The organism is Magnetospira sp. QH-2 (genome assembly GCF_000968135.1).
GTDB lineage: Bacteria > Pseudomonadota > Alphaproteobacteria > Rhodospirillales > Magnetospiraceae > Magnetospira.
Genome location: NZ_FO538765.1, coordinates 1,412,873 through 1,436,911 on the forward strand (window position 1 = coordinate 1,412,873; position 24,039 = coordinate 1,436,911).

A 24,039-nucleotide genomic window follows, 5' to 3' on the forward strand; every position below is an offset into this window, starting at 1 on the left:
TGCATCTCCCACCCTATGAAGTAAATCCCCATGGCCAAAGACAATGCCTCCACCGGTTTGGAATTGGCGGCGGCCAAGGACCACCTGCGCGCCAAAGCACGGGATCGGCGTCGGGGTCTGGCGGCGGCGGATCCCCTGGCGAAAAAGAAGATTGCGCGCATCACCCTTGACCTGGAACCCGACCGAATTCTGGCCGGCTATTGGGCCATTGGCGACGAACTGGATCCCAGCGGTGTTCTAATCCACCATATGTCCTTGGGGCACAGGACGGCCTTGCCGGCGGTCGTCGATCGGGACGCGCCCTTGGTGTTTCGGGAATGGATGCCGGGGACTCCGTTGGTGGGCGGCTTGTTCGGAACCCGCGAGCCCGATCACCAATCCGCGGTGATGCGTCCGACCGTATTGCTGGTGCCTCTTCTGGCTTTCGATAGGCGCGGTTATCGCCTTGGTTGGGGCGGCGGCTATTACGACCGCACCATCGAGATGCTGAAACAGGACGGGGACGTAAAGACCATCGGGATCGCCTATGCGGGGCAAGAGGTGGCCCAGGTTCCCCACGATGACCGGGATCAGCCTTTGGACTGGATCTTGACCCAAGAGGGGCTTATCCAGGGCACGACCGAAACGGGGGACTCATGAGGCTATTGTATTGCGGAGATGTAGTGGGCAAGGCCGGACGGCGGGCGGTTGAAACCCATCTGCCGCCGTTGCGCGAGCGCCTGAAACTGGATTGTATCGTGGTCAATGGCGAGAATGCCGCCCACGGATTTGGCATTACCAAGGGAATCTGCGAGTCGTTCTTCGACTTGGGGGTCGATGTGATTGTCACCGGCAATCATGTCTGGGATCAGCGCGAGACCATCGGATATATCGGCAGCGAGTCGCGTCTTTTACGTCCTTTGAACGTCCAAGCGGGAACTCCGGGCATGGGCGCCATTCAGATCACCACAGGCAGTGGTCGCAAGGTGTTGGTGATTCAGGTCATGGGGCGGCTGTTTATGAGCCCGGTCGATGACCCCTTTGCCGCTGTGGAGCGCGAGTTGACCAAATACCGGCTGGGCGCCAGCGTCGATGCGATCATTGTCGATGTCCATGCCGAGGCCACCAGCGAGAAAATGGGCATGGGCCAGCATCTGGACGGCCGGGTATCCTTGGTGGTTGGCAGTCATACCCATGTTCCATCCGCCGATGCCCAGGTGTTGCCAAAGGGCACGGCCTATCAGACCGATGCGGGCATGTGTGGCGACTACGATTCCGTGATCGGCATGGTCAAGGAAGGGGCCATCGCCCGGTTCCTCAAGCATACCCCCAGTGGACGCCTGGAACCGGCGGGAGGAGAGGCAACCCTTTGCGCCATTTTTGCTGAAACCGACGACCGCACGGGTTTAGCCACGCGGGTCGAGCCGGTCCGCGTAGGGGGGCGGCTGATGCAATGGGTGCCGACTCTCGATTAGCGCGCCTAACAGGCTGCTTCTGTAATCGAGTCATTTGAGTCAAGCTGATTTCCAAGCCGTCGGTTTGAACCTGGGTTATGTGGCGCCCTTTGCTTCTGTCCGCGGTCGACGTCGTCGCCGCATGATGGGGATCAAGGGGGATCGGGTGCAGCAATCTGAAAAGCGTGGTCTTACGCCACTGCAGCCTGCGCGCTGTCATCCGAGCCCCGCGCGTCGCCACGCGTCCTGGCCGCCCTTCAGGCGATCTCGGTTTTCGTTGTGTTTAGATGGCGGTCTCCTCCTTGCGGTACTGGAAGTCCGTGCCGTCGATCCACATGCGATGCATGATTACGGCGAGACGCCGGGCAACGGCTACCTTGGCGCGTTTCATCCCGCGCCTTTTGGCGACCGCGAGCCCCCAGTGTTTGAGCCAGGACCAACGGCGGGTTCGAGTGAGAAGTGCATTGGCGGCCTCGAACAAAAGCCAACGAACCATGGCATCTCCGCACTTGCTGATGGGGCCGCTTCGGTCCTGCTCTCCCGAGGCGTATCTGCGTGGGACAAGCCCGAAGTGGGCGCCGACCATGACCGACTTTTGAAACCGTTCCGGCACGTCGAGTCCTGTCCTGAAAGCGAGGGCGGTAACTGGGCCGACGCCGGGAACGGTCATCAGGCGCCGGCAAACGCTATCATCGCGCGCAGCGGCATGAACCTGCCGGTCGAGCTTGTCGAGTTGTTCGAGCAAGGCTTGGCGCGCAAGCAAGAGCGGCTCGGCGGCTGCGCTGAGGTGCGGGTTATCAGCCGTCAATTCCCGAACCCGCGCCGCGAAAAGGCGTCCGCGCGCCATACCGACCTTGAGGCCGAAAGCTTTCAATGTTCCTCGTACCGTATTGGACAACTGACGGACCTGATGAACCAGGGTCTCCCGATGGGTCAGCACCATCCGGAGCTCCTGACTGCGCGCGGTCTTGACGTGGGTCGCGCGGTACAAACCGGTCCGCATCGCCTGGCTGATCAAGCGGGCGTCGCGACGGTCCGTCTTGACTGGGCTGGCGCTGGCAAAGGCCTTCATTTGCCGGGTCTCGATACAAATCACAGGGAGGCCCCGACTGGACAGTCCTGCGTACAGCCAAGGCGCCAGAGGGCCAGCTTCCAACCCAATTCGCGCAAAGCCACGCCCGCTTTCCTCGAGCCAAGTGGCGACCGCCTCGGGTGTGCTTGACACCTTGCCTTCGCGAATGACGGTTCCCTTTGCATCAATCTCACAGATCGAAATGCTTGCCATCGATACGTCCATTCCAACAAAATACTCCATAGCTGGTCTCCTCTGTTCCATGTCCAGGAATTGACCCGGATACTTGATCAAGACCGAGTGTGGAGACCAGCTGACTGTTTAGGCAATCCCTGACTGCTCGATTACCGCCATCTGAAAAAGCGTTGTCCTACGGCCCGCCTCGCCCTTTGACAAGCTCAGGGTGAGGCTAACATGTTGAAAATTCAAAGGCCCTCATGCTGAGCTTGTCGAAGCATGTGTCGCCACACGCTCGAAATCGGTTTTTTTCAGCAGCCTGCTAAGCCTTTAGGCCTTGCCCAGCGCTTCCAGAACAAAATGGGTCAGGGGGTCTTGCGTGGCCAGGCTGGCAACGCGTGATTCCAGCAGCGTGCGAGGGACGGCAAAGGCCTCCACGTCCGTCAGGGCTTGCAAGGTATCCCGATAGGACCGGCGTCCGGTGAGGATCTCGGCACCCACCAGGTTTTCCGGATTAACCGTTTCCACATAGCGATCCTTGGGATCCTTGCCATGGACGCGGACCGCCAGGCCGTTGGTGATGAAGTAGGCCACATCACCCGATGAACCTTCGTCATAAATGGTCTGGCCCTGTTCAAAGGTGAAATACTCCAGTCCGTGATCTTGCAAGACCTCGGGGAGCACTTCCTTTTCGTCCGGCGGTGGCAGATCGTCCTTTAGGGTTTTGCCCGTGGCTTCGGCCAGAACCTGTTCCGGGTCTTTTTGTTCCGCAGCCTTTTGAACCACCAGGTTGCGCAGGGTATTGGCGGCGAGCTGACAGAGGTCTTCGTCCAGATCCACGCGGGCGGCTCGATCGGCCAGTTCCTCGATGGCGGCTTTGAGCGGCGGATTGAGCTTGGCGCCCGGGAGGGCCATGGCGAGCGACCCCATACCTTTCAGAGTCTTGGCCAAGCATTGTTCGATGACCGGTTGGGCTTTTTCCCGCAACCCCGTGGACGCGACGGAGAGCAAAAATCCTACCTTGGAAAGGGGGATGGGGATGGTATCGGTGATTCGCTGCACCGCGCCGCCGGGGGTGCCTTGTCCCGAGGACTGGAACACTAACCGGCCCCGTTGCACCATGGCCTCGGCCATGCCCGATCCGCCTCGCAGGCCCAGCGGCACGATCAGACCCCGCAGCAGGGTGATGAATGCATCATCCTGGCGATCCTCGTCCCGGGTCAGCCGCTTGATGCCGCCCAGTTCCCGGCGCATGCGTTCCAAAAGAACCTGGCGGCTGGCGGTTAGCCGATATTTGCCCAACGCGGTGTTGAGGCGTCCCACGTACTCAGGAGAGACCTTCGGCACTTCGTATTTGCCCCTGGATAAATCGCTCAAGGTGCGCAGGGCGGAGGCAAGGTCTTCTTGGTGGCCGAGGATTTCCTTGGTGGCCTCGGCGCCATCCAGGATCTCGGCCAAAATTTCGTCGATGAAGGGGATGGCGGCCTTTTCAACATTGGGTCCGAGGAAGTCCAACATGACTTCGGCCTTGCCGCTCCAGCCCGCGGCCTGACCCAGGGAATGGGCGAGGGCGGTGCGAATGATGAAGTCGCGCTGACCGGTTTCCTTGCCGCCCTTGGCGGCCACGGCGGCAAAGCCCTTCTCGTTGAGCAGGGCTCCCAGCTTTTCCACTTCCGTTGGCTTCATCAGCCGCTCGCGCATTTCCTGAAGCCTGCGATCGAGGAAATCGCGGCATTCCATTTGCGGCTTGTCGGCGGCGCTGGCATGCAGGGTAGAGACCCGCGACAGGGCCTGATTGACCAGGGTATCGTTCATCCGGATCAAAGTTTTGGCATGGCGCTCGATATGCAGGATCTCGACCATGGAAAGCACTTCGCGGTCCAGGTACCGGCGGAGCAGTTGGCCCATGGTGCGTCTTGCCGGGAAGCGGTAGAAGTCTTCCAGGTCCTTACACAGGGGTGCTGTTTCGATGGCCGAAACGGTAATCGGTTTTTCGCCGCGCCCCTCACATTTTTGCTGCCAGAGTTCTTTTTCGAAGCCCTTACCGCTTTCCTCAATGACCTTGACAGCGTCGTAATTGCGGCTGCCCAGGGCTTCCTCGGCCGCATTCATGGCCTGGCGCTCGGTTTTATAGACGTTGTTAGCCGTCCACCGCCCTTCGTTCTGGGTGTAGACGATGTAGCTATATTTCTTGCGACCTAAAACCACGGTTCCTTGATCCCCTTTGCCGTGTATTTAGCCCGACCTGACTTGTGCCAGGAAGTTGGAAACTTCGTGTCGGAGCTTCTCGGCCTGCTGCGACAATTGTGCGGCGCCTTCCGAAACATCGGCGGCGGCCCTGCCGGTGTCTTCGACAATATGCCGTACATCGCCAATGTTGGTCGAGACTTCTGTGGTTCGGTCCGACGCCTCGTCCACATTTCGGGCGATTTCCTGGGTTGCCACGCCTTGTTGTTCGACCGCGGCGGCAATATTGGTCGAAATCTCGGCAATATCCGCGATGACACGGGCAATGGTTTCGATGGCTTCCACCGATTCGCGGGTCGAGGCCTGGATGGCGCCGACCTGTTCGGCGATATCCTCGGTGGCGTGAGCGGTTTGATTGGCCAGGTTCTTTACCTCCGAGGCGACCACGGCAAAGCCTTTGCCCGCGACTCCGGCCCGCGCGGCTTCGATGGTCGCGTTCAAGGCCAACAGATTGGTCTGTTCGGCGATGTCGGTGATCAGGCCAACCACTTCATCAATGCTCTGAGCCGATTGGGCCAGGCCATGAATCTTGTCGGTGGTAAGCCGGGCTTCCTCCACGGCACTATTGGCGATGGCCGCCGATTGGGCAACCTGACTGGAAATCTCCGTGATGGCCCCGGTCAGCTGATCGGCGGCGGCGGCCACGGTCTCGACGTTGCTGTCGGCGTCCTGGGCTGCGATGGTGGCCTGTTCCGTTTGTTGCAAGGCTGTCTCCGCCGCCTGGCGCATGGAGAGCGCCGAGTCGCGCATGTCTTGGGATGCCGCGGCGACCACTTCCACCACGCTACCGACGCTGGCTTCGAAGTCGTCGGCCACTTCCTTCATCATCTCGCGCTGTTCGGCCTCGGCGGCGGCCCGGGTGGTGGCCTGTTCTTCTTCCATATCCCGCACGCGCTGGGCATTTTGCTTGAATACCTCCACGGCCCCGGCCATGGCGCCGATTTCATCGGAACGACCGGAACCGGGAATAAGGATATGCAGTTTGCCTTCCGCCAGCCGCCCCATTGCAGCGGTCATGCCGCGCAGGGGCGTGGTCAGCTCCCGACGTAGCATCAATATAATCAAAGAGAGCACGCTCAATGTGGCAACCAGATTGACCACCGACTGAACGGTCGTGGACTGGTTTTGGGTGTCATCCACATGGGCCAACTTCGCTTCGATGACCTCGGTATAGCCCTTTGACGCCTGATGGGCCGCGGCTTCTTGTTGCCGGGTATCGGCAATGAGTGCGGCTTCTTCCTTTTCCTGTTCCAGCTTCAAAGCCTCCAGGAAGACCCGGCTTTCATCAATCAGGCGAATTAATTCTGAACGGGATATGGCAACTTCCAACACGCCGCGCGGTTCTTTTCCGTCACCGTGACAGGCGTGGCATTCCTCTTCGTTGGGCAGCAGGAAATAGGAATAGAGAACGTCATGACTCTGTCCCTGCTCATCCGTGACCTTTCCTTCTGCCACCACGTTGTTGCTGGCAGTGTGGAACGCGTTGGTCAGCGAAACCCTTCGTTGCCCCGGAATGCGCTCCGGGCGTTCCGTGGATCGCCGGTCGAATCCGTCCGATCCGGTGTAGATGTTGACAGCGTCGATGGTCTGATTGTCGCTGAAGGCTCGAATTCCGTCCGGGCGCCATAGATTGATGGCAAGGATTTCGCGATTGCTGACCAGGACCTCCATGATTTCCTCGGCCTCGGAGGCTTCTCCGGTCATCATGGCCGACCGGATCATGGTGGCGGTCGAAGAAGCGATCCCCGCATGCTTGCCCGCGACAAAATGCTGTTCGCCATAGGTATCCAGCTGAACCGAGGCGGCGGCGGCCTGGTGAGTGGCGTCCAGGCGTTCCTTTTGTGCGGTGATGCTGCGTTCCACCAAGGTCTCTATGGCGCGATCCTTGGTGGCGATGATCTCTTTGACTTCCTTGCCCAGATCAGCGGTGTCTTGCCGTACTTCACCGGAGAGGGCATAGACCAGCGCCACGTTGACCAAGGCAATAATCGCAACGAGGCCCACCACGGCGGTGGTGATCTTGGTGGTCAGAGATTTGATCTGAATCATGCGGCTGCCGGTCGCTTTGGGGAATCAGGGACTTATGTTTGAAATAATGGACAAAAACCGGCCATCTGTCCATCCGGACCGACAATCCAGTGCGTTTGTTGTGCAATGGGTCTCTTTCCTGCCATATTGCGTTGTGAGCCGAACGGCGCTAACCCTGCGTCACCAATCCGCAGTCATTCCAAGTTTAAGAGGACCCAGCGACCCATGGCCGGCCATTCCAAATTCAAGAACATCATGTACCGCAAAGGCGCTCAGGATAAAAAGCGCGCCCGCGAATTCGCCAAATTGTCGCGCGAGATCATGGTCGCTGCGAAGCTCGGTACGCCGGATCCGGACATGAACCCGCGCCTGCGCACGGCCATTGCCGCCGCGCGCTCCCAGTCCATGCCTAAAGATAACATCGAACGGGCCGTCAAAAAGGGTTCGGGGGATATGGATGGCGCCGATTACGTTGAGATGCGCTACGAAGGCTACGGCCCGGCTGGCGTTGCCGTGATCGTCGAGGCGCTGACCGACAACAAGAATCGCACCGCGTCGGACGTGCGGGCCATTTTCAACAAGCAAGGCGGGTCCTTGGGCGAAACCGGCAGCGTGTCGTTTAATTTCGAGCGTCGCGGGCTGATCACTTATGCTCTTGAAAAAGCCGACCACGAGGAGCTGTTCGAGGTGGCCTTGGAGGCCGGGGCATCGGATGTGGAAAGCAGTGAGGAATTGCACGAGGTTTCCTGCGAGCCTGACGAGCTTCATGTGGTGCTCGACGCCATGATGGCCAAGTTCGGCGATCCGTCCGGCTCCGGCCTGGACTGGAAGCCGCTGAACACCACCGAACTGGATGAGGACAAGGCGCGCAGCCTGCTCAAGCTGGTGGATTCCCTGGAGGACAATGACGACGTGCAGAACGTCTTCACCAACATGGACGTGCCAGACGAGATCATGGAGAAATTGAGCGCCGAATAGCGGAAGGGCGGGGTGATGCGGATACTCGGCCTGGATCCGGGACTGCGGCATACGGGCTGGGGGGTGGTCGACAAGACCGGCCACCGGCTTACTTTCGTCGCCGCCGGGTCGGTGGATACGGATGCCGCGCGCTCCCTGGCCGAGCGATTGGTACAACTGCACGATGGCATTGAGCGGGTGATCGCCGATTTCGGTCCCGACGAGGCGGCAGTGGAGGAAACCTTCGTCAATCGCAACCCGACCTCGACCTTGAAATTGGGGCAGGCCCGGGGGATCGCCTTGCTGGTTCCGGCCCAGGCCGGGCTGCCGGTCGCCGAATACACCCCCAATCAGGTCAAGAAGACAGTGGTCGGCAGTGGCCACGCGGCCAAGGAGCAGATTCAGATGATGGTACGGACCCTGTTGCCCGGCGCTCGGATCCCGGGGGCCGATGCGGCCGATGCCCTGGCGGTGGCCATCTGCCATGCTCACCAAAGGCCGGTGGCTTCGGTCTTGGCGGCGGGAGGCAGGCGATGATCGCCAAGCTCAAAGGTCTGTTGGATTCCACCGGTGACGACTGGGCGATCATCGACGTCAACGGGGTGGGCTACATCCTGTTCTGTTCGGCGCGGACCCTGGCCCGGCTGCCCGCCGCCGGGGGCGAGGTCAGCCTGTACGTGGAGACCCATGTGCGCGAGGACCATATCCACCTCTACGGATTCTCCAGCGCCGGGGAGCGGGAATGGTTCCGCTTGCTGCTCACCGTTCAGGGGGTGGGGACCAAGGTCGCCTTGGCCATTCTCGGTATTCTCGATGCCGACCAACTGCCGCAGGTCATTGCGGCGCAGGACAAGGCGGCGCTGACCCGGGCGCCCGGGGTGGGGCCGAAGGTGGCCTCGCGCCTGCTGTCGGAACTCAAGGACAAGGCCGGGGCCCTGGCTTTGGGCGCGGGCGCATCGCTTTCCGGTGCCAAGACCTCGGTGTCGCCGCCGGTCGGCAACCTTTCCGCCACGCATGAGGCGGCCTCGGCCTTGGTCAATTTGGGCTATGGTCGCACCGAGGCCCTGGGCGCCATCTCGCGAGCCGCGGCGGAACTGGGCGACAACGCCGACGTGGCGGGGCTGATTCGGGGCGGATTGGCCGCTCTGGCCAAGGACGGGGGCGCCTAACCGATGATGAGCGATGACCGTTTCGTGACCCCCAGGCCGACCGAAGAAGACCATGGCGAGGCCACCTTGCGGCCTCAGACCCTGGACGATTTCACCGGCCAGAAACAGGCCTGCGAAAACCTGCGGGTCTTTGTTGAGGCGGCGCGGTCGCGGGGCGAGCCGTTGGATCATGTTTTGCTATACGGTCCGCCCGGACTGGGCAAGACGACCCTGGCGCAGATCGTCGCCCGCGAGATGGGGGTGGGCTTCCGCGCCACGTCGGGACCGGTGATTGCCAAGCCCGGCGACCTGGCGGCGATCCTGACCAATCTGGAACCCAACGACGTTCTTTTTATCGACGAGATCCATCGCCTCAGTCCGGTGGTCGAAGAGATCCTCTATCCGGCCATGGAAGACTTTCAGCTTGATCTGATCATCGGCGAAGGCCCGGCCGCGCGCTCCATTCGTATCGATTTACAGCCTTTCACATTGGTTGGTGCAACAACTCGTTCCGGATTGATCACGAACCCGTTGCGGGACCGATTCGGTATCCCGCTGCGTTTGCAGTTTTATACCCCGGAAGAGCTGCGGGGCATTGTATCCCGGGGGGCCGGGGTGTTGGGCATGGACCTGACCGACGACGGGGCCGAGGAGATCGCCCGCCGGTCGCGGGGCACCCCGCGTATCGCCGGTCGATTGTTGCGCCGGGTGCGCGACTTCGCCACCGTGGCCGGTCGCTCGCCGGTGGATCGGGTGGCCGCCGATGGCGCCCTGAAGCGCCTGGATGTGGACGAGCGCGGCCTGGACGCCATGGACCGACGCTATCTGCGCTGCATCACCGACAATTACGGCGGCGGGCCGGTGGGGGTCGAGACCCTGGCGGCCGCCCTGTCGGAACAGCGTGATACCCTGGAAGAAGTCATCGAGCCCTATCTGATTCAACAAGGATTGCTGATGCGCACGCCGCGTGGCCGGGCCCTATCGGAATCCGCCTATCGTCACCTGGGGCTTTCCGTGCCCACCGGGCTGACCCAAATGGAAATGCTCATGGAGGCGGAAGACGAGGATGATTGACCCTCCCTCCAGCGGCCAGTTGGACGGCCCGATGCATCGCTTTGCCGTTCGGGTCTATTTCGAAGACACCGATGCGGGCGGCATTGTCTATAACGCCAGCTACCTGCGATTCGCCGAACGGGCCCGCACCGAGATGCTGCGCCTGTGCGGTTTCGATCATCAGCAAATGATCGGCGACCGAGGAATCGCCTTGGCGGTGCGCCACCTGGAAGTGGATTTTCGCCGTGCCGCCAAACTGGATGACAGCCTGAAGGTTGAAACCCATGTGACCCATGTGGGCGGCGCTTCCATGAAGCTGGATCAATTGATTGGCCGAGGCGACGAAGAGATTTGCCATCTCTTGGTCACATTGGTCTGTATAACTCTCGACAACGGGCACGCCACACGCATACCGGCGGACGTACGCGAGGCATTTAAAATTTACCTGGACAAGGAATAGGAACGGACGATGGAAGGCAATGCCATGGAAATGGCCGCGATGGGGGCGGCCGCCGGATACGACTTCTCCATGTGGGGCTTATTCGTGAAGGCCGATCTGGTGGTCAAAGGAGTGATGGTCCTGTTGGTGTTTGCCTCGGTCTGGTGCTGGGCAATCATTGTCGAAAAGATCTTGCGCCTGCGCCGTCTGAACAAGATGGCCGGACAGTTCGAGGACAAATTCTGGTCCGGCGGTTCCCTGGATGATCTGTATGATCGTGTCGGGTCGCAGCCGCAGGATCCCATGACCGCCGTGTTCGCTGCCGCCATGCGCGAATGGCGCCGCGCGGCGTCCAAGAACGGTGCCCGCGTCGGTGCCAGCCGCGAGAATCTGCAAGATCGTATCGACCGGGTGATGCAGGTGACGGTGACCCGCGAGACTGATCGCACGGAGAAATACATGACCTTTTTGGCCTCCACAGGATCCACGGCGCCGTTCATCGGGCTGTTCGGCACCGTCTGGGGGATTATGAACAGCTTTCAGGCCATCGCCATGACCCGCAACACCAGTTTGGCCGTGGTGGCGCCGGGTATCGCCGAAGCGCTATTTGCCACCGCGCTGGGGCTTGTTGCCGCCATTCCGGCGGTGGTGGCCTACAACAAGCTGTCGCGGGAACTGGATCGCTATACCAGCCGCCTGGACAGCTTTGCCGGTGAGTTTTCCGCCATCTTGTCGCGGCAGATGGAAGAACGGGAGTAAGGGCCATGGCCGTTCGTCTCAGTGATCGCACCAACCGTTTGGGCCGTACCGCCCGCCATCGCATGGTCAGTGACATCAATGTCACGCCCATGGTCGATGTGATGCTTGTGTTGCTCGTTGTGTTCATGGTCACCGCGCCGTTGTTGACCGTGGGTGTCAAGGTCGACTTGCCCGAAGCCCAGGCCAAGGTGATTGAGGGCGACGACGAACCCCTGACCCTGACCGTCAAGGCCGACGGTTCCGTGTTTTTGCAAGAAGCGCCCATTGATCTGGCCAATCTGGCCCCGCGGCTGATCGCCATCACCGGCGCCAATCCGGATGCTCGGATTTTCGTGCGCGGCGATAAAACCATTCCCTATGGCCGGGTGATGGAGGTCATGGGCGCCATCAACGAGGCCGGATTCCGCCGTGCCGCGCTGGTCACCGATCTACCGCGCAAAAAGCAGCGGGCCAACAACGCCAAGACCGGCGGGGGAGCAGGCTGACCCCATGCGCGTCGGGTTTTTCGTCTCTGTGCTGTTTCATGCAGTCGTGATCGCCGTGGCCTGGGTCGGGTTGCCGGCCTTGCGCCCCGATCCTTTGGACGTGGACGAAGGCGTATTGGTGGACATCATGTCCTTGGAAGAATTCGAAGTATCCGAAGTCACGAACATTCCACCGCCCGAGCCCGAGCCTGAACCAGAGCCCAAACCTGAACCAAAACCTGAACCAAAACCCGAGCCAAAACCCGAGCCAAAACCCGAGCCGGAACCGGAACCCAAACCGGAACCCAAACCGGAACCAGTTCCCGAACCCGCGCCGGAACCCGAACCCGTGCCTGTTCCCGAACCGGAGCCCGTCCCGGCACCCGAACCAAAACCCGAGCCCGAACCGAAGCCAAAGCCTCAGGCACCCAAGGCTTTGATGAAGCATAAGCCGCGCCGCAAACCCAAACCGCCGGACATGTTCGCGTCATTGGGGTCGGTGCTGAAGGATTTGGAGAAAAAGGAAGCCAAGGCCCCATCGAAACCCAAGGCAGACAAGCCAAAGGATGACAAGGCCGACTTCCAAAAACAGATCTCAGAGGCTCTGAACATCAAGAGCAGCCGTCCGAGTCGCTTTGATGGGGCGGCGAAAATGACCCTGAGCGAAGTGGATATCGTGCGCTCGCAGATTGCCCAGTGCTGGAACGTGCCCGCCGGAGCGAAAAACGCCGAGAACTTGATCATCGAGATCGAGGTGAAGATGAATCCGGATGGCACCGTGCGCACGGCCGACGTTGTTGACCGGGCCCGCATGGGCACCGACGCTTTCTATCGCGCGGCGGCGGAAAGCGCGCTGCGGGCGAGCCTGAATCCCCGCTGTCAGCCCTTCAAGCTGCCCACCGAGAAGTATGGTCATTGGAAAGACATGATTCTAAGCTTCAACCCCAAGGATATGCTGTAGGCTCTTCGCCGAATCACCGGAGGACTTCCATGCTCGTGCGTTCGCTCTTTCTGTTTGTGCTATTGGCGATGACCCTGGTACAGGCGTCTTCCGCCTTGGCGGAATTACGCATCGACATCACCCGGGGCAAAGTGGAGCCCCTGCCGCTCGCGGTGACAGACTTTGTCGGCGACCGCAGCGAAGGCGACAGCTACGGCCAGCAGATCGCCGAGGTGATTGCCGCCGACCTGGAACGCTCCGGACTGTTTTCGCCCATCGACAAAAAAGCCTTCATCGATCCCCGTCCGTCCATGGAGACTCTGCCCAACTTTGCCAATTGGCGGGTCCTTAACGCCCAGGCGCTCATTCAAGGCCGCGCCGTGATGATGGGGGATGGGCGCTTGCGGGTGGAATTCCGGCTGTGGGATGTGTTCGCCCAACAGCAGATGACCGGTCTGGCCTATTTCGCCGAGCCTTCCGCCTGGCGCCGCATCGCCCATATCATTTCCGATTCGATCTACAAGCGGATCACCGGCGAGGACGGCTATTTCGATACCCGTATCGTCTATATCGCTCAGAGCGGCCCACCCACCAAGCTGGTGAAAAGGCTGGCGGTGATGGATCAGGACGGGGCCAACCAGAGCTACCTGACCAATGGCGAGACGCTTGTCCTGACACCGCGTTATTCCCCGGATCAGCAGGAAATCACCTATCTGGCCTACTACAACGATATTCCCAGGGTCTATATCTTCAATATCGATACCGGTCGCCAGGAAGTGCTCGGCGATTTCCCCAATATGACCTTCGCCCCGCGCTTTTCTCCCGATGGCAAGCGGGTCATCATGAGCATGGCCGATGGCGGCAATTCCGACGTCTATGTGATGGATTTGAGCACCCGTGCGGTGCGGCGACTCACGCGGCATTCGGCCATTGATACCGCGCCGTCTTTCTCGCCCGATGCCAAGGCCATCACCTTCGAATCCGATCGGGGCGGCACCCAGCAGATCTATGTGATGGATTCCAATGGCGCCAATGTGCGCAGGATCAGCTTCGGCAAGGGCCGCTATGCCACGCCAGTCTGGTCGCCGCGCGGGGATCTGATCGCTTTCACCAAGATCCTCAAGGGGCGGTTCTATATTGGCATCATGCGGCCGGATGGCAGCGGCGAACGGTTGCTGGCCGAGGGCTATTTGGTGGAATCGCCGACCTGGGCCCCCAACGGCCGGGTCCTGATGTTCTACCGCGAGCAACCCGTCGATAACGGTGGCACCATTGCCAAGATCTTCTCCGTGGACCTGACTGGCCACAACGAACGGGAGATCATCACCCCCACCGGGGCGTCCGATCCCGCTTGGTCGCCCTTGATTCCATGAGTTGCCGTGATATAGTCCGCACAACAAGTTGTGTGTGCTCGCGCCGGGGATGGCGTGGTTCGGCGGAGCCCGGACCAAGACTCCGGACGAAACATTTTAGGTTCGGATGACCGTACAGGGGGGATATTCCTTCAGTCAGGCGGTCGTATTGATGGGACAATTTCACTCCGCAAGGGAGATATGGTTATGCGTTTGAAGGTTCTTAGCGTCGTTTCGGCATTGATGCTGGTTGCCGCCTGTTCGTCCACTCCGGAAGAATCCGCCAAAATGGAAGGCACCGGTGGTCAGTCCGGGGCTGGCAATTCCGGCTCCACCATGGAAACCAAGCCCATGGGACCAATGATGGGCAGCGCCGATGAATTCGTCGTTTCCGTTGGAGATACCGTGCGTTTCGGCTATGACCGCTACGACCTGGACGCTGCTGCTCAGACCACTTTGGAAGCCCAAGCCGCTTGGCTGAAGCGCTATCCGGGCGTGACCGTCACCATCGAAGGTCACTGCGATGAGCGGGGCACTCGCGAGTACAATATCGCCCTGGGCGATCGCCGCGCCAGCGCCGCCAAGGATTATCTGGTGGCCTTGGGTGTGAATGGCAATCGGGTCAAGACCGTGTCTTATGGTAAAGAGCGTCCGGTGGCGCTGGGCCATAATGAGCAAGCCTGGGGCCAGAATCGCCGCAGCGTGTCCGTGGTCACCGGCGGCGCCAACTCTTAATACAGGGTCGGCGTATCGAGAAATTGGGCAACGCCCGTCTTCCGCATGCCGGGGGCGGGCGTTGCTGTATTGGGATCACTCGTCACGGGATTGCCCTATTTTGGGCCTAAGTCTGGAAGACGAACTCGAGACTCTATAAGGGGATGCGGCATGGTCGGCATCAAGCTTGGCGGATTCGGATCGGTTGCGGCGGTCCTGGTATCTTTGATCGCGGTTACGCCCTCATGGGCGCAGGACGGACAGGCTCTGGCCGACCGTCTCGACCGGCTGGAACGGGATATCCAGGCCGTGACCCGCATGGTGGCCCGTGGTGGCACACCGACAGCCTCGGCGGATGGCGCTCCGGCGCCGACCTTGGAGGCCGGACCGGTCGCCGCCCGCCTTTCCGTGCGCGTTCAAGCGGTGGAACGGGATATGCAGGCCCTCACCGGCCGCGCCGAGGAAATCAATTTCCGCCTGGATCAATTGGATAAACGGTTGGAGAAGCTGGTCTCGGACATGGAATTCCGGCTGACCGCCCTTGAGCAGCGAGGGGGCGTGGCCGGTCAGGTCCCCAGGTCAGGCCACCCGTCGTTGCCCGCCCCCATGGCGGCCGGCGCGGAAAACATGGGAACCCTGACCCCCGCCGACCGTTTGCCGCCGCCCGTGGCATCGACGTCGCCCTCCTCCATGGGGGCCAAGCCGGGCACGCTGGGCACCATCGGCCAATCCGATCTGGCTTCGGTGCGCAACCAAGCCCGCAACCCGCAACAACAATTGCCGCCCCCCACACAGCCGAGTCCGGCTGGGGGACAGGCCATCGATCCCGCCACGCCGTCTCCGGCGGAGACCGCCAAGATCACGCTGCCAGAAGGCTCGGCGCGCGATCAATACAGCTATGCCTTTGGCTTGCTGCGCAAGACCGAGTACGCTCAAGCGGAAACCGCCCTGAAAGCCTTCATCGACAAATATGACGACAGTAGCGAACCGCTGGTCGGAAATGCCCGCTATTGGCTGGGCGAGACCTACTATGTGCGCAGCGATTTCGTGTCGGCGGCGAAGACCTTTTTTGAGGGCTATAACAAACATCCCAAGGGCAACAAGGCCCCGGATACGTTGTTGAAGTTGGGCATGGCCCTGGCCAATCTGGGCAAACCGAAGGAAGCCTGTGGGACCTTTGGTAAACTCCTGGAAGATCACACCAAGGCCCCGGCTACCCTGCGCAAGCGGGCCCAGTCTGAAATGCGCCGTACCGGGTGCGAGTGACCTCCGGCGGAGCGATCACCGATTCTGAGTTCGCTCGGATGATGGCGGCCTTTGGGCCGTTTGAATCTCATCCCCGCCTGGCCGTGGCCGTTTCCGGTGGAGCTGATAGTCTCGCGCTTTGCCTGTTGGCGGACCGTTGGGCGCGGGACAAGGGGGGCCAGATCCTGGCCTTGACCGTCGATCATGGACTGCGGCCCGGATCCGATGCCGAAGCGCACCAGGTGGCCGCATGGTTGGCGGACCGGGCCATTGCCCATCGCATTCTGACCTGGCACGGCGCCAAGCCTGCCACCGGACTCCAGGATGCAGCCCGCAACGCCCGCTACGACCTGTTGGGCGATGAATGCCGGTCTGAAGGCATTCTCCATCTGCTGGTGGCTCACCATCGGGATGATCAGGCGGAAACCATGGCCCTGCGACAGGATCAAGGCAGCGGGCCCGATGGTCTGGCGGGCATGACATCCCTGCGCGAAACGTCTTGGGGGCGGATTCTTCGTCCTTTGTTGGCGGAGCCCGCCGGGCGAATGCGCGAAACCTTGCGTGTCCAGGGGATGGACTGGATTGAGGACCCCTCCAACCGGGATCATCGCTTTGCCCGGGCCAGGATACGGCAGGCCCTGACCACCGAGGTCAAGGCAGCCCTGCTCCTAGAGCGGAAAGGCCAGGCCCAGACCCGTCTTCTTGCGGAGCGGCGGACCGACGACCTTTTGGCGGCGTCCTGCCGACTGTACCCCGAAGGTTATGCCCGGTGCTCCCAGGCGGCTTGGCGTGAAACGGATGAGGGAATCAGAAGCCGTGCTCTGTCTCGGCTCATCATGACCATCGGTGGCTTGCCCTATCCGCCTTCGCCGCGGAAACTTGGGAACCTGTGGAAAAAGGGGGGCACCCTCGGCGGCTGCCGCCTGGTTTTCAAAGGATCAGAGTTATTCTCGCTGTTTCGGGAAGTGGGGCGGGGGAGTCCCGAAAGCCGGTTGGTCCGATCCGGTGAGATCGTCTGGGACCGACGGTTCCGGCTGCAAATGGCCGGGCAAATTCCCGATGAACATGAATGGTTGATTGCCCCCCTGGGACATGCCGGATGGTCCGCTTTGGAATCCGATCAAAGGCCTGTTGAAATCCCTCACAAGGCGGCGATAGCCTTGCCGTCTTTGTGGCGAAAAAATAGGCTTGTTCAGGTGCCGGTGCTCGGTTTTCACGATTCCCAGTGGAGGGGCAAGGGGTTGCGGGTCGAATGGTGTCGATTCGAGCCATCAATGATCCTGTCTCGCGTAGGGTTTTTCCTTGCGTCGGAGGACATTCGTACTATTTCTTAAGCCAAGAGTTTTCTGCGTCTGATGATCTGGGGAGTGTCAGGCGTACCAACGCTTTTAGCGAACCAAAGGATACGGACGTGAATTTCAGCCGAAACCTGGCGCTCTGGATCATTATCGGGGTGTTGCTTTTTGCCCTGTTCCAGATCTTTCAAAGCGCGTCGCAGCAACCGACCCATACCAGCCAATCCTATTCCGAATTCCTGGGCGCCGTCGAAACAGGCGAGGTGACCAACGTCACCATACAAGGACGGAATATCCAAGGCAGCTATCGGGATGGTCGACCCTTTACCACCTATGCGCCCGACGATCCCAAGCTGATCGACCGGTTGACCGAAAAGGGCGTCGCCGTGACCGCCAAGCCGGTGGAAGAGGGCAGCTTGCTGGTCAGTATTCTGGTCAGCTGGTTCCCGTTCCTGCTGCTCATCGGCGTGTGGATTTTCCTGATGCGTCAAATGCAGTCCGGTGGCGGCAAGGCCATGGGATTCGGCAAATCAAAGGCCAAACTGCTGACCGAGAAATCCGGTCGCGTGACCTTTGACGAAGTGGCGGGCATCGACGAAGCCAAGCAGGAGCTTGAGGAAATCGTCGACTTTCTGCGCGATCCGCATCGCTTCCAACGGTTAGGTGGTCAGATCCCCAAGGGTTGCTTGCTGGTCGGTCCTCCGGGAACGGGTAAGACTCTGCTGGCCCGCGCCATCGCCGGTGAAGCCAACGTGCCGTTTTTCACCATCTCCGGTTCGGACTTCGTCGAAATGTTCGTCGGCGTCGGCGCCTCCCGGGTGCGCGATATGTTCGAACAGGGCAAGAAGAACGCGCCCTGCCTGATCTTCATTGATGAAATCGACGCCGTCGGTCGCCATCGTGGTGCCGGTCTTGGCGGCGGCAACGATGAACGGGAACAGACCCTCAACCAGTTGCTGGTGGAGATGGACGGCTTCGAATCCAACGAAGGCGTGATCCTGATCGCCGCAACCAACCGACCCGACGTGCTGGACCCGGCTTTGCTGCGTCCCGGACGTTTCGACCGGCAGGTCGTGGTTCCCAATCCGGATATCATCGGTCGCGAAAAGATCCTCAAGGTGCATATGCGCAAGGTGACCCTGGGTCCCGATGTGGAAGCCCGCACCATTGCCCGTGGCACCCCCGGTTTCTCCGGCGCTGATCTGGCCAATCTGGTCAACGAGGCGGCGCTTCTGGCCGCCCGGGCAGGTAAGCGGATGGTCACCATGACTGACTTCGAGGCCGCCAAGGACAAGGTCATGATGGGCGCCGAGCGGCGTTCTATGGTCATGAGCGAGGACGAAAAGAAGCTGACCGCCTATCACGAAGCCGGGCACGCTCTGGTCGGCCTGCATATGCCCAAGACCGATCCTTTGCACAAGGTAACCATTATCCCGCGCGGTCGTGCTTTGGGGCTGACCATGCAACTGCCGGAGCGGGACAAGCTCAGTCAGTCGCGGTTGGAACTGGAATCTCTGCTGGCCATTCTCTATGGCGGACGCATCGCCGAGGAACTGATCTTTGGGGCCGACAACGTTACAACCGGTGCCGGCAGCGATATCATGCGGGCCACCGATCTGGCGCGGAAGATGGTCACCGAGTTCGGCTTCTCAGACAAGCTCGGTCCGTTGCGCTACAGCGATAATCAAGAAGAGGTCTTCCTGGGGCATTCGGTCACTCAGCACAAGAATGTCTCCGATGCCACGGCTCAGATCATTGATTCGGAAATCCGTACCTTCATCGAGACCGCCGAGGTCAATGCCCGCAAGATTCTTAGCGAGCATATGGACGAGTTGGAAGCCATTACCCAGGCCCTGTTGGAATACGAAACCCTGTCCGGCGACGATGTCCGGGCTCTATTGGCGGGTGAAGGGATCCATCGGGAAGAGGAAGACGACTCCAAGCCTTCGGGCGGTCGGCGCACCTCGGTCCCGACCACCGACGACGCCGGAGCCGAAAGCAAGGACGGCTCCACCCCCTGGGGCGGCAAGCCAGCGCCGGAGACCTGATCGGCCCATGGCTCCAGGCTAAGAGATATACGAAACCCCGTTCCGGCGGGGTTTCGTTTGTTACAAGAGAGATCCCCAATGATCCGCGAATTTGCAGGCTTTCAGCTCGACGAACCCGTCATCATGGGGATCGTCAATGTGACCCCCGACAGCTTTTCAGATGGCGGTGACCATCCCACGCCCGAGACGGCCATTGCCCACGGGCGCAGATTGCGCGCCGAAGGGGCCCATATCCTTGATATCGGCGGTGAATCCACCCGTCCCGGATCGGCACCGGTGCCCGAGGAAGAGGAGTTGCGGCGAGTCATTCCGGTGATCGAGGCGCTGATGGAAGACGGTGCGGTAATCTCCATCGACACCCGCCACGCCCGGGTGATGGAAGAAGCGGTCAAGGCCGGGGCCGAGATCATCAACGATGTGACCGCCCTGACCGGCGATCCGGACTCCCTGGCCACGGCGGCGCGGCTGGAAGTGCCGGTGGTGCTGATGCACATGCAAGGCGAGCCGCAGACCATGCAGGCCCATCCCCATTACGACGACGTGGTGGCCGAGGTCGGGCGCTATCTGGCGGAGCGCGTGGCGGCTTGTCGATCCGTTGGCATTCTGCCGTCCAATATCTGTATCGATCCTGGCATTGGCTTTGGCAAGACAGTGGACCATAACTTGGCCCTGATCCGTCATCTGGAGCAGTTGCGGGTGGATGATTGCGCCTTGATGCTGGGGCTGTCGCGCAAGAGCTTCATCGGCGCCTTGAGCCGCAACGAGACCCCCAAGGACCGTCTGCCTGGGTCTCTTGCCGGAGCCTTGGCCGGGCTGGACAACGGAGCCGAGATCCTGCGGGTCCATGATGTGGTGGAAACCCGTCAGGCCTTGGCCGTGTGGCATGCCCTGCACGGATGAACGATTGTCGCTGGGCGCCGAATTTGCTACCTCTTGAAGATAAATTTTGATCGCCTATTCAAAGGGACGGCGCCATGACACGTAAGCTTTTCGGGACCGACGGCATTCGCGGAACCGCCAACACATTCCCCATGACGGCGGAAATCGCCCTGAAAGTGGGCATGGCGGCGGGCGCTCAATTCCATCGCGGCAATTATCGCCACCGGGTGGTGATCGGCAAGGATACCCGTCTTTCCGGCTACATGATTGAACCGGCTCTGACCGCCGGGTTCGTCGCCATGGGCATGGACGCGGTTCTGGTTGGCCCCATGCCGACCCCGGCCATCGCAATGCTGACCCGTAGCCTGCGCGCCGACCTGGGGGTGATGATCTCGGCCTCTCACAATGCTTTTCAGGATAACGGCATCAAGCTGTTTGGTCCGGATGGCTATAAACTCTCTGACGAAGTGGAAGCGCAGATCGAAGCGCGGATCAATGGTGATCCCAGCGAAGGCCTGACGGAAGCCGGGCGCCTGGGACGGGCCCGGCGGCTGGATGACGTGCCGGGGCGCTATACCGAACATGTCAAACGCACCTTTCCGCGCGGCATGACCCTCGAAGGACTCAAAGTGGTCATCGATTGCGCCAACGGGGCAGCTTACAAAGTAGCGCCGGAAGTGCTCTGGGAACTGGGCGCAGAAGTCATTCCCCTGGGGGTGAATCCGAACGGCACCAACATCAATGACGGCTGCGGCTCTACCGCCACCGAAGCCATGCGGGTGCAGGTCATCACCCATGGCGCCGATATCGGTATCGCTTTGGATGGCGATGCCGACCGGGTGCTGATTGCCGATGAAAAAGGCACCTTGGTGGATGGCGACCAGATCATGGGTCTGATCGCATCCCACTGGGCCACGGATGGCCTGTTGCACGGCGATGGTCTGGTGGCGACGGTGATGTCCAACCTGGGACTGGAGCGTTTTCTGGAAAGTCAGGGGCTCTCCCTGCACCGCACCCAAGTAGGTGATCGCTATGTGGTCGAGTACATGCGCGAACATGGCCTGAACGTGGGCGGTGAGCAGTCCGGCCATATTGTGCTTGGGGACCATGCCACCACCGGTGACGGCCTGCTGGCGGCGCTCCAGGTTCTGGCGGTGCTCAAGCAGAAGAATATGCCGGCCAGTACCGCCTGCCGCCTGTTCGATCCCTTGCCGCAGTTATTGCGCAACGTCCGGTTCGCTGGCGGCCAGCCGCTCGAAGAGGACACGGTCAAGGAGGCCATTGCCGAAGGCGAGGCCCGGCTCGACGGCAGCGGGCGTCTGCTGATCCGCAAGTCCGGCACCGAACCGCTGATTCGAGTCATGGCCGAGGGCGAGGACAACGGCCTGATCGACTCGGTGGTCAGCGATATTTGTACCGCCATCGAAGGTGTCGCGGCGTGACTGGCCGGGTCCTCATTGTCGCCGGGTCCGATTCCGGCGGTGGCGCCGGGATCCAGGCTGACTTGAAAACGGTAACCTGTCTGGGAGGCTATGCCGCCACGGCGATTACCGCCCTAACGGCCCAAAATACCCTGGGTGTTACCGGAATCTTTGATGTTCCCCCTGATTTCATTGCCCGGCAGATGATTGCCGTGCTTGATGATATCGGTGCCGACTGCATCAAAATCGGCATGTTGCATCGCCCGGAAGTCATCGAGACCGTGGTATCCGTTCTCGACAGCCATGCGCCGGATGCGCCCATTGTTGTGGATCCGGTGATGATTGCCAAAGGCGGCGCCTCCTTGTTGGAGGACTCGGCGGTCTCGTCCTTGAAGGCCATGTTGGTATCCCGAGCCACGGTGCTGACCCCGAACGTTCCCGAAGCCGAAGTGTTGACTGATTCTTCCATTGTCGATGCCGACAGCGCCGAGCATGCCGGTAAGCTGCTCTGTGCCATGGGCGCCCAGGCAGTGCTGATGAAGGGCGGGCACATGACCGGGGAAACCGTGGTGGATCGTCTGATCGAGCAGGGTGAAATGACCAGGACCTTCAGCGGCCCCCGGGTGGAAACCCGCCATACCCATGGCACGGGCTGCACCATGGCCTCGGCCATTGCCACCGGTCTGGCCCAGGGGCTATCGGTGGAGGATGCGGTGTCCCGTGCCCGCATCTATGTGCAACGGGCCATCGAGACCGCGCCGGGGCTGGGTCAGGGGCATGGTCCGCTCAATCACGGCTATACGGTCACCCCGGGTTAACAGGCTGCTGAAAAAGTATTGTCCAACGGCCCGCCTCGCCCTTCGACAAGCTCAGGGTGCGGCTAACATGTTGAAAGTTCAAAGGCCCTCATGCTGAGCTTGTCGAAGCATGTGTCGCCACAGGCTCGAAATCGGACTTTCTCAGCAGCCTGTTAGACCACCGTCACCGGCTGTCTTTGCGGTCGCCGGAGCAGTCTGGACAGTTCGCGGAGTCCCCGATCAAAGTCCTGCGGTTGGGGCCGCGAGAGGGAGAGCCGTAGCGCCCGGGGCGTGGGACCCCGGCCAATATTGAATACGTCGGTAGGCGGCAGCAGCAAGTCCCGCTCCCGTGCTTCCCCTTGAAGAACGACAGGATCAAACCCTTCCGGCAACGGCAGCCAGGCATGGAGCGAGCCAGGAGGGACTTTCAGTGAGAATTCAGGGAGTGACTCCAATAGAAGTTTCCGGCGACGCTCAAATTCTTCGCGCCGGGCTTGAATGAGTTTTTCCAGGCGACCATCCTCGATCCAGCACCGGGCCAATTCCGTTTCAAGGGGAGCGGCCATCCAACAGGTGGCGCTGATCGCGGTGATGATGCGCTCGCTCAAAGACTCCGGCATGACCATGTATCCAGTGCGAATACCGGCCGCCAGACATTTTGAAACGGACGTCAAAAATACCGAGCGATGGGGAATCAACTGACTGAGCGGGGGCGAGGGCACGGGGCGGTGGTAGCCGTAAAGATCATCCTCGACCAAGGTTAGGTCCAGGCGTTCGGCCACTTCGGCGATGGCAGCCCGACGTTCCTGGCCCATGGTGGCTGTGGTGGGGTTGTGCAAAGTCGGTTGCAGGCAGACCACCCGCGCGCCGCTGCCGCGGGCTGATTCCTCCAAGGACTCGGGGATCATTCCCTGGTCATCCAAGGCCACCGGCAGCAAGCGCAGCCCCAGGAGTTCGGCAAGGCTAGGGATGCCGGGGTAGGTCACTTCTTCGGTCAGGATCGCGTCTCCGGCTCGGCACAGGGCCATGAAGGCGACGGTCAAGCCATGTTGGGCGCCATGGGTGACGGCAATGCGGTCAGGCTCGGGCGTCCAGCCCAGCAATCCGATCAGACGGGCTCCTGCTTCGCGATGGACCCTGGCGCCCTGTCCGGGATTGAAGGCCAGAATCTCATTCAGGTCGCCGCTGTCGGCCATTTGCTTCAGGGTTGTCCTGATTTCCGTATCGCCGATGTGGTAGGGGCAATTGAGACTCAGATTGACCGCCTGTGGACTGACCGTCCCGACACCGCCGAAATGGACCGCCGCCGTGGCCAGAGTGGGGCTTTTGGGTGGTTTAACGAATGTGCCGCGGCCCACTTCGCCACTGACCAGGCCGCGTTTCTCCGCTTCCGCATAGGCGCGACTGACCGTGCCCACGGTAACGCCGAGGCGATAGGCCAGGTCTCGATGGGTGGGCAAGCGGCAGTCGGCGGGCAGGGTGCCGTCGGCGACCGCTTCGGCGATGGCGTCGGCGATGGCGCGATAGCGCGGGCCGATCCGGTGGGTAAGCGTTGGGGTCCATATTGTCAT

General features: G+C 61.0%; 22 protein-coding genes. 18 read left to right on the top strand and 4 right to left on the bottom strand.

Annotation, left to right across the window (positions count from 1 at the left end):
* Nucleotides 1-30 precede the first annotated feature (30 nt).
* Nucleotides 31-639: a 5-formyltetrahydrofolate cyclo-ligase gene (locus MGMAQ_RS06610; protein WP_046020925.1), complete on the top strand. Its 609-nt coding sequence runs from the start codon at nt 31-33 to the stop codon at nt 637-639.
* Nucleotides 636-1,454 carry a TIGR00282 family metallophosphoesterase gene (locus MGMAQ_RS06615; RefSeq protein ID WP_046020926.1) on the top strand — a complete coding sequence of 273 codons (819 nt, stop codon included), beginning with the start codon at nt 636-638 and terminating at the stop codon, nt 1,452-1,454. Before MGMAQ_RS06610 ends, MGMAQ_RS06615 begins: the two co-directional genes overlap by 4 nt.
* Nucleotides 1,455-1,716: 262 nt before the next feature.
* Here MGMAQ_RS06615 and MGMAQ_RS06620 read toward each other — a convergent pair whose 3' ends face one another.
* The 3 genes from MGMAQ_RS06620 to MGMAQ_RS19440 all read right to left on the bottom strand — a co-directional run bounded on the left by MGMAQ_RS06620 (nt 1,717) and on the right by MGMAQ_RS19440 (nt 6,978).
* A complete protein-coding gene (locus MGMAQ_RS06620) occupies nt 1,717-2,748 on the bottom strand; it encodes an IS110 family transposase (protein WP_046020119.1) in 1,032 nt (343 codons plus the stop codon).
* A gap of 264 nt (nt 2,749-3,012) precedes the next feature.
* Nucleotides 3,013-4,890 carry a cyclic nucleotide-binding domain-containing protein gene (locus MGMAQ_RS06625; RefSeq protein WP_046020927.1) on the bottom strand — a complete coding sequence of 626 codons (1,878 nt, stop codon included), beginning with the start codon at nt 4,888-4,890 and terminating at the stop codon, nt 3,013-3,015.
* Between the two features lie 27 nt (nt 4,891-4,917).
* The gene (locus tag MGMAQ_RS19440) at nt 4,918-6,978 is read right to left on the bottom strand and encodes a methyl-accepting chemotaxis protein (protein ID WP_052716189.1); all 2,061 of its coding nucleotides are present in this window, start codon (nt 6,976-6,978) and stop codon (nt 4,918-4,920) included.
* A 204-nt stretch (nt 6,979-7,182) separates the two neighbouring features.
* Here MGMAQ_RS19440 and MGMAQ_RS06635 point away from each other — a divergent pair, with 204 nt between their 5' ends.
* From MGMAQ_RS06635 to thiD, 16 genes are all read left to right on the top strand, one after another.
* Nucleotides 7,183-7,935, top strand: a complete 753-nt coding sequence (locus MGMAQ_RS06635; RefSeq protein ID WP_046020928.1) for a YebC/PmpR family DNA-binding transcriptional regulator — start codon at nt 7,183-7,185, stop codon at nt 7,933-7,935.
* 15 nt (nt 7,936-7,950) lie between these two features.
* A complete protein-coding gene (ruvC, locus tag MGMAQ_RS06640) occupies nt 7,951-8,451 on the top strand; it encodes a crossover junction endodeoxyribonuclease RuvC (protein ID WP_046020929.1) in 501 nt (166 codons plus the stop codon).
* Entirely contained in the window at nt 8,448-9,083 is a 636-nt protein-coding gene (gene ruvA, locus MGMAQ_RS06645; protein ID WP_046020930.1) for a Holliday junction branch migration protein RuvA, read from the top strand. Before ruvC ends, ruvA begins: the two co-directional genes overlap by 4 nt.
* Nucleotides 9,084-9,089: 6 nt before the next feature.
* Entirely contained in the window at nt 9,090-10,136 is a 1,047-nt protein-coding gene (gene ruvB / locus MGMAQ_RS06650) for a Holliday junction branch migration DNA helicase RuvB (protein WP_046023043.1), read from the top strand.
* Complete coding sequence (ybgC, locus tag MGMAQ_RS06655; protein WP_046020931.1) at nt 10,129-10,575, top strand: tol-pal system-associated acyl-CoA thioesterase; 447 nt, start codon at nt 10,129-10,131, stop codon at nt 10,573-10,575. The genes ruvB and ybgC overlap by 8 nt, the downstream gene beginning before the upstream one ends.
* Nucleotides 10,576-10,584: 9 nt before the next feature.
* A complete protein-coding gene (tolQ, locus tag MGMAQ_RS06660; RefSeq protein WP_046020932.1) occupies nt 10,585-11,313 on the top strand; it encodes a protein TolQ in 729 nt (242 codons plus the stop codon).
* A 5-nt stretch (nt 11,314-11,318) separates the two neighbouring features.
* The gene (tolR, locus tag MGMAQ_RS06665) at nt 11,319-11,798 is read left to right on the top strand and encodes a protein TolR (RefSeq protein ID WP_046020933.1); all 480 of its coding nucleotides are present in this window, start codon (nt 11,319-11,321) and stop codon (nt 11,796-11,798) included.
* A 4-nt stretch (nt 11,799-11,802) separates the two neighbouring features.
* The gene (locus MGMAQ_RS21000; RefSeq protein WP_046020934.1) at nt 11,803-12,738 is read left to right on the top strand and encodes a cell envelope integrity protein TolA; all 936 of its coding nucleotides are present in this window, start codon (nt 11,803-11,805) and stop codon (nt 12,736-12,738) included.
* A 29-nt stretch (nt 12,739-12,767) separates the two neighbouring features.
* A complete protein-coding gene (gene tolB, locus MGMAQ_RS06675) occupies nt 12,768-14,090 on the top strand; it encodes a Tol-Pal system beta propeller repeat protein TolB (protein ID WP_046020935.1) in 1,323 nt (440 codons plus the stop codon).
* A 186-nt stretch (nt 14,091-14,276) separates the two neighbouring features.
* Entirely contained in the window at nt 14,277-14,804 is a 528-nt protein-coding gene (gene pal / locus MGMAQ_RS06680) for a peptidoglycan-associated lipoprotein Pal (protein WP_046020936.1), read from the top strand.
* Nucleotides 14,805-14,954: 150 nt separating this feature from the next.
* Nucleotides 14,955-16,049: a tol-pal system protein YbgF gene (gene ybgF / locus MGMAQ_RS06685; RefSeq protein WP_052716190.1), complete on the top strand. Its 1,095-nt coding sequence runs from the start codon at nt 14,955-14,957 to the stop codon at nt 16,047-16,049.
* Between the two features lie 38 nt (nt 16,050-16,087).
* Nucleotides 16,088-17,362, top strand: a complete 1,275-nt coding sequence (gene tilS, locus MGMAQ_RS06690) for a tRNA lysidine(34) synthetase TilS (protein WP_052716191.1) — start codon at nt 16,088-16,090, stop codon at nt 17,360-17,362.
* 77 nt (nt 17,363-17,439) lie between these two features.
* Nucleotides 17,440-19,371 (top strand): ATP-dependent zinc metalloprotease FtsH, encoded by a 1,932-nt coding sequence (gene ftsH, locus MGMAQ_RS06695; protein WP_046020937.1) that lies wholly within the window; start codon nt 17,440-17,442, stop codon nt 19,369-19,371.
* A gap of 78 nt (nt 19,372-19,449) precedes the next feature.
* Complete coding sequence (gene folP / locus MGMAQ_RS06700; protein ID WP_052716192.1) at nt 19,450-20,271, top strand: dihydropteroate synthase; 822 nt, start codon at nt 19,450-19,452, stop codon at nt 20,269-20,271.
* A 74-nt stretch (nt 20,272-20,345) separates the two neighbouring features.
* The gene (gene glmM, locus MGMAQ_RS06705; RefSeq protein WP_046020939.1) at nt 20,346-21,692 is read left to right on the top strand and encodes a phosphoglucosamine mutase; all 1,347 of its coding nucleotides are present in this window, start codon (nt 20,346-20,348) and stop codon (nt 21,690-21,692) included.
* Nucleotides 21,689-22,489, top strand: coding sequence for a bifunctional hydroxymethylpyrimidine kinase/phosphomethylpyrimidine kinase (gene thiD / locus MGMAQ_RS06710; protein WP_046020940.1), 801 nt, complete (start codon nt 21,689-21,691; stop codon nt 22,487-22,489). Before glmM ends, thiD begins: the two co-directional genes overlap by 4 nt.
* 152 nt (nt 22,490-22,641) lie before the next feature.
* Here the strand turns inward: thiD and MGMAQ_RS06715 are convergent, their stop codons facing one another.
* Nucleotides 22,642-24,039 carry a PLP-dependent aminotransferase family protein gene (locus tag MGMAQ_RS06715; RefSeq protein WP_046020941.1) on the bottom strand — a complete coding sequence of 466 codons (1,398 nt, stop codon included), beginning with the start codon at nt 24,037-24,039 and terminating at the stop codon, nt 22,642-22,644.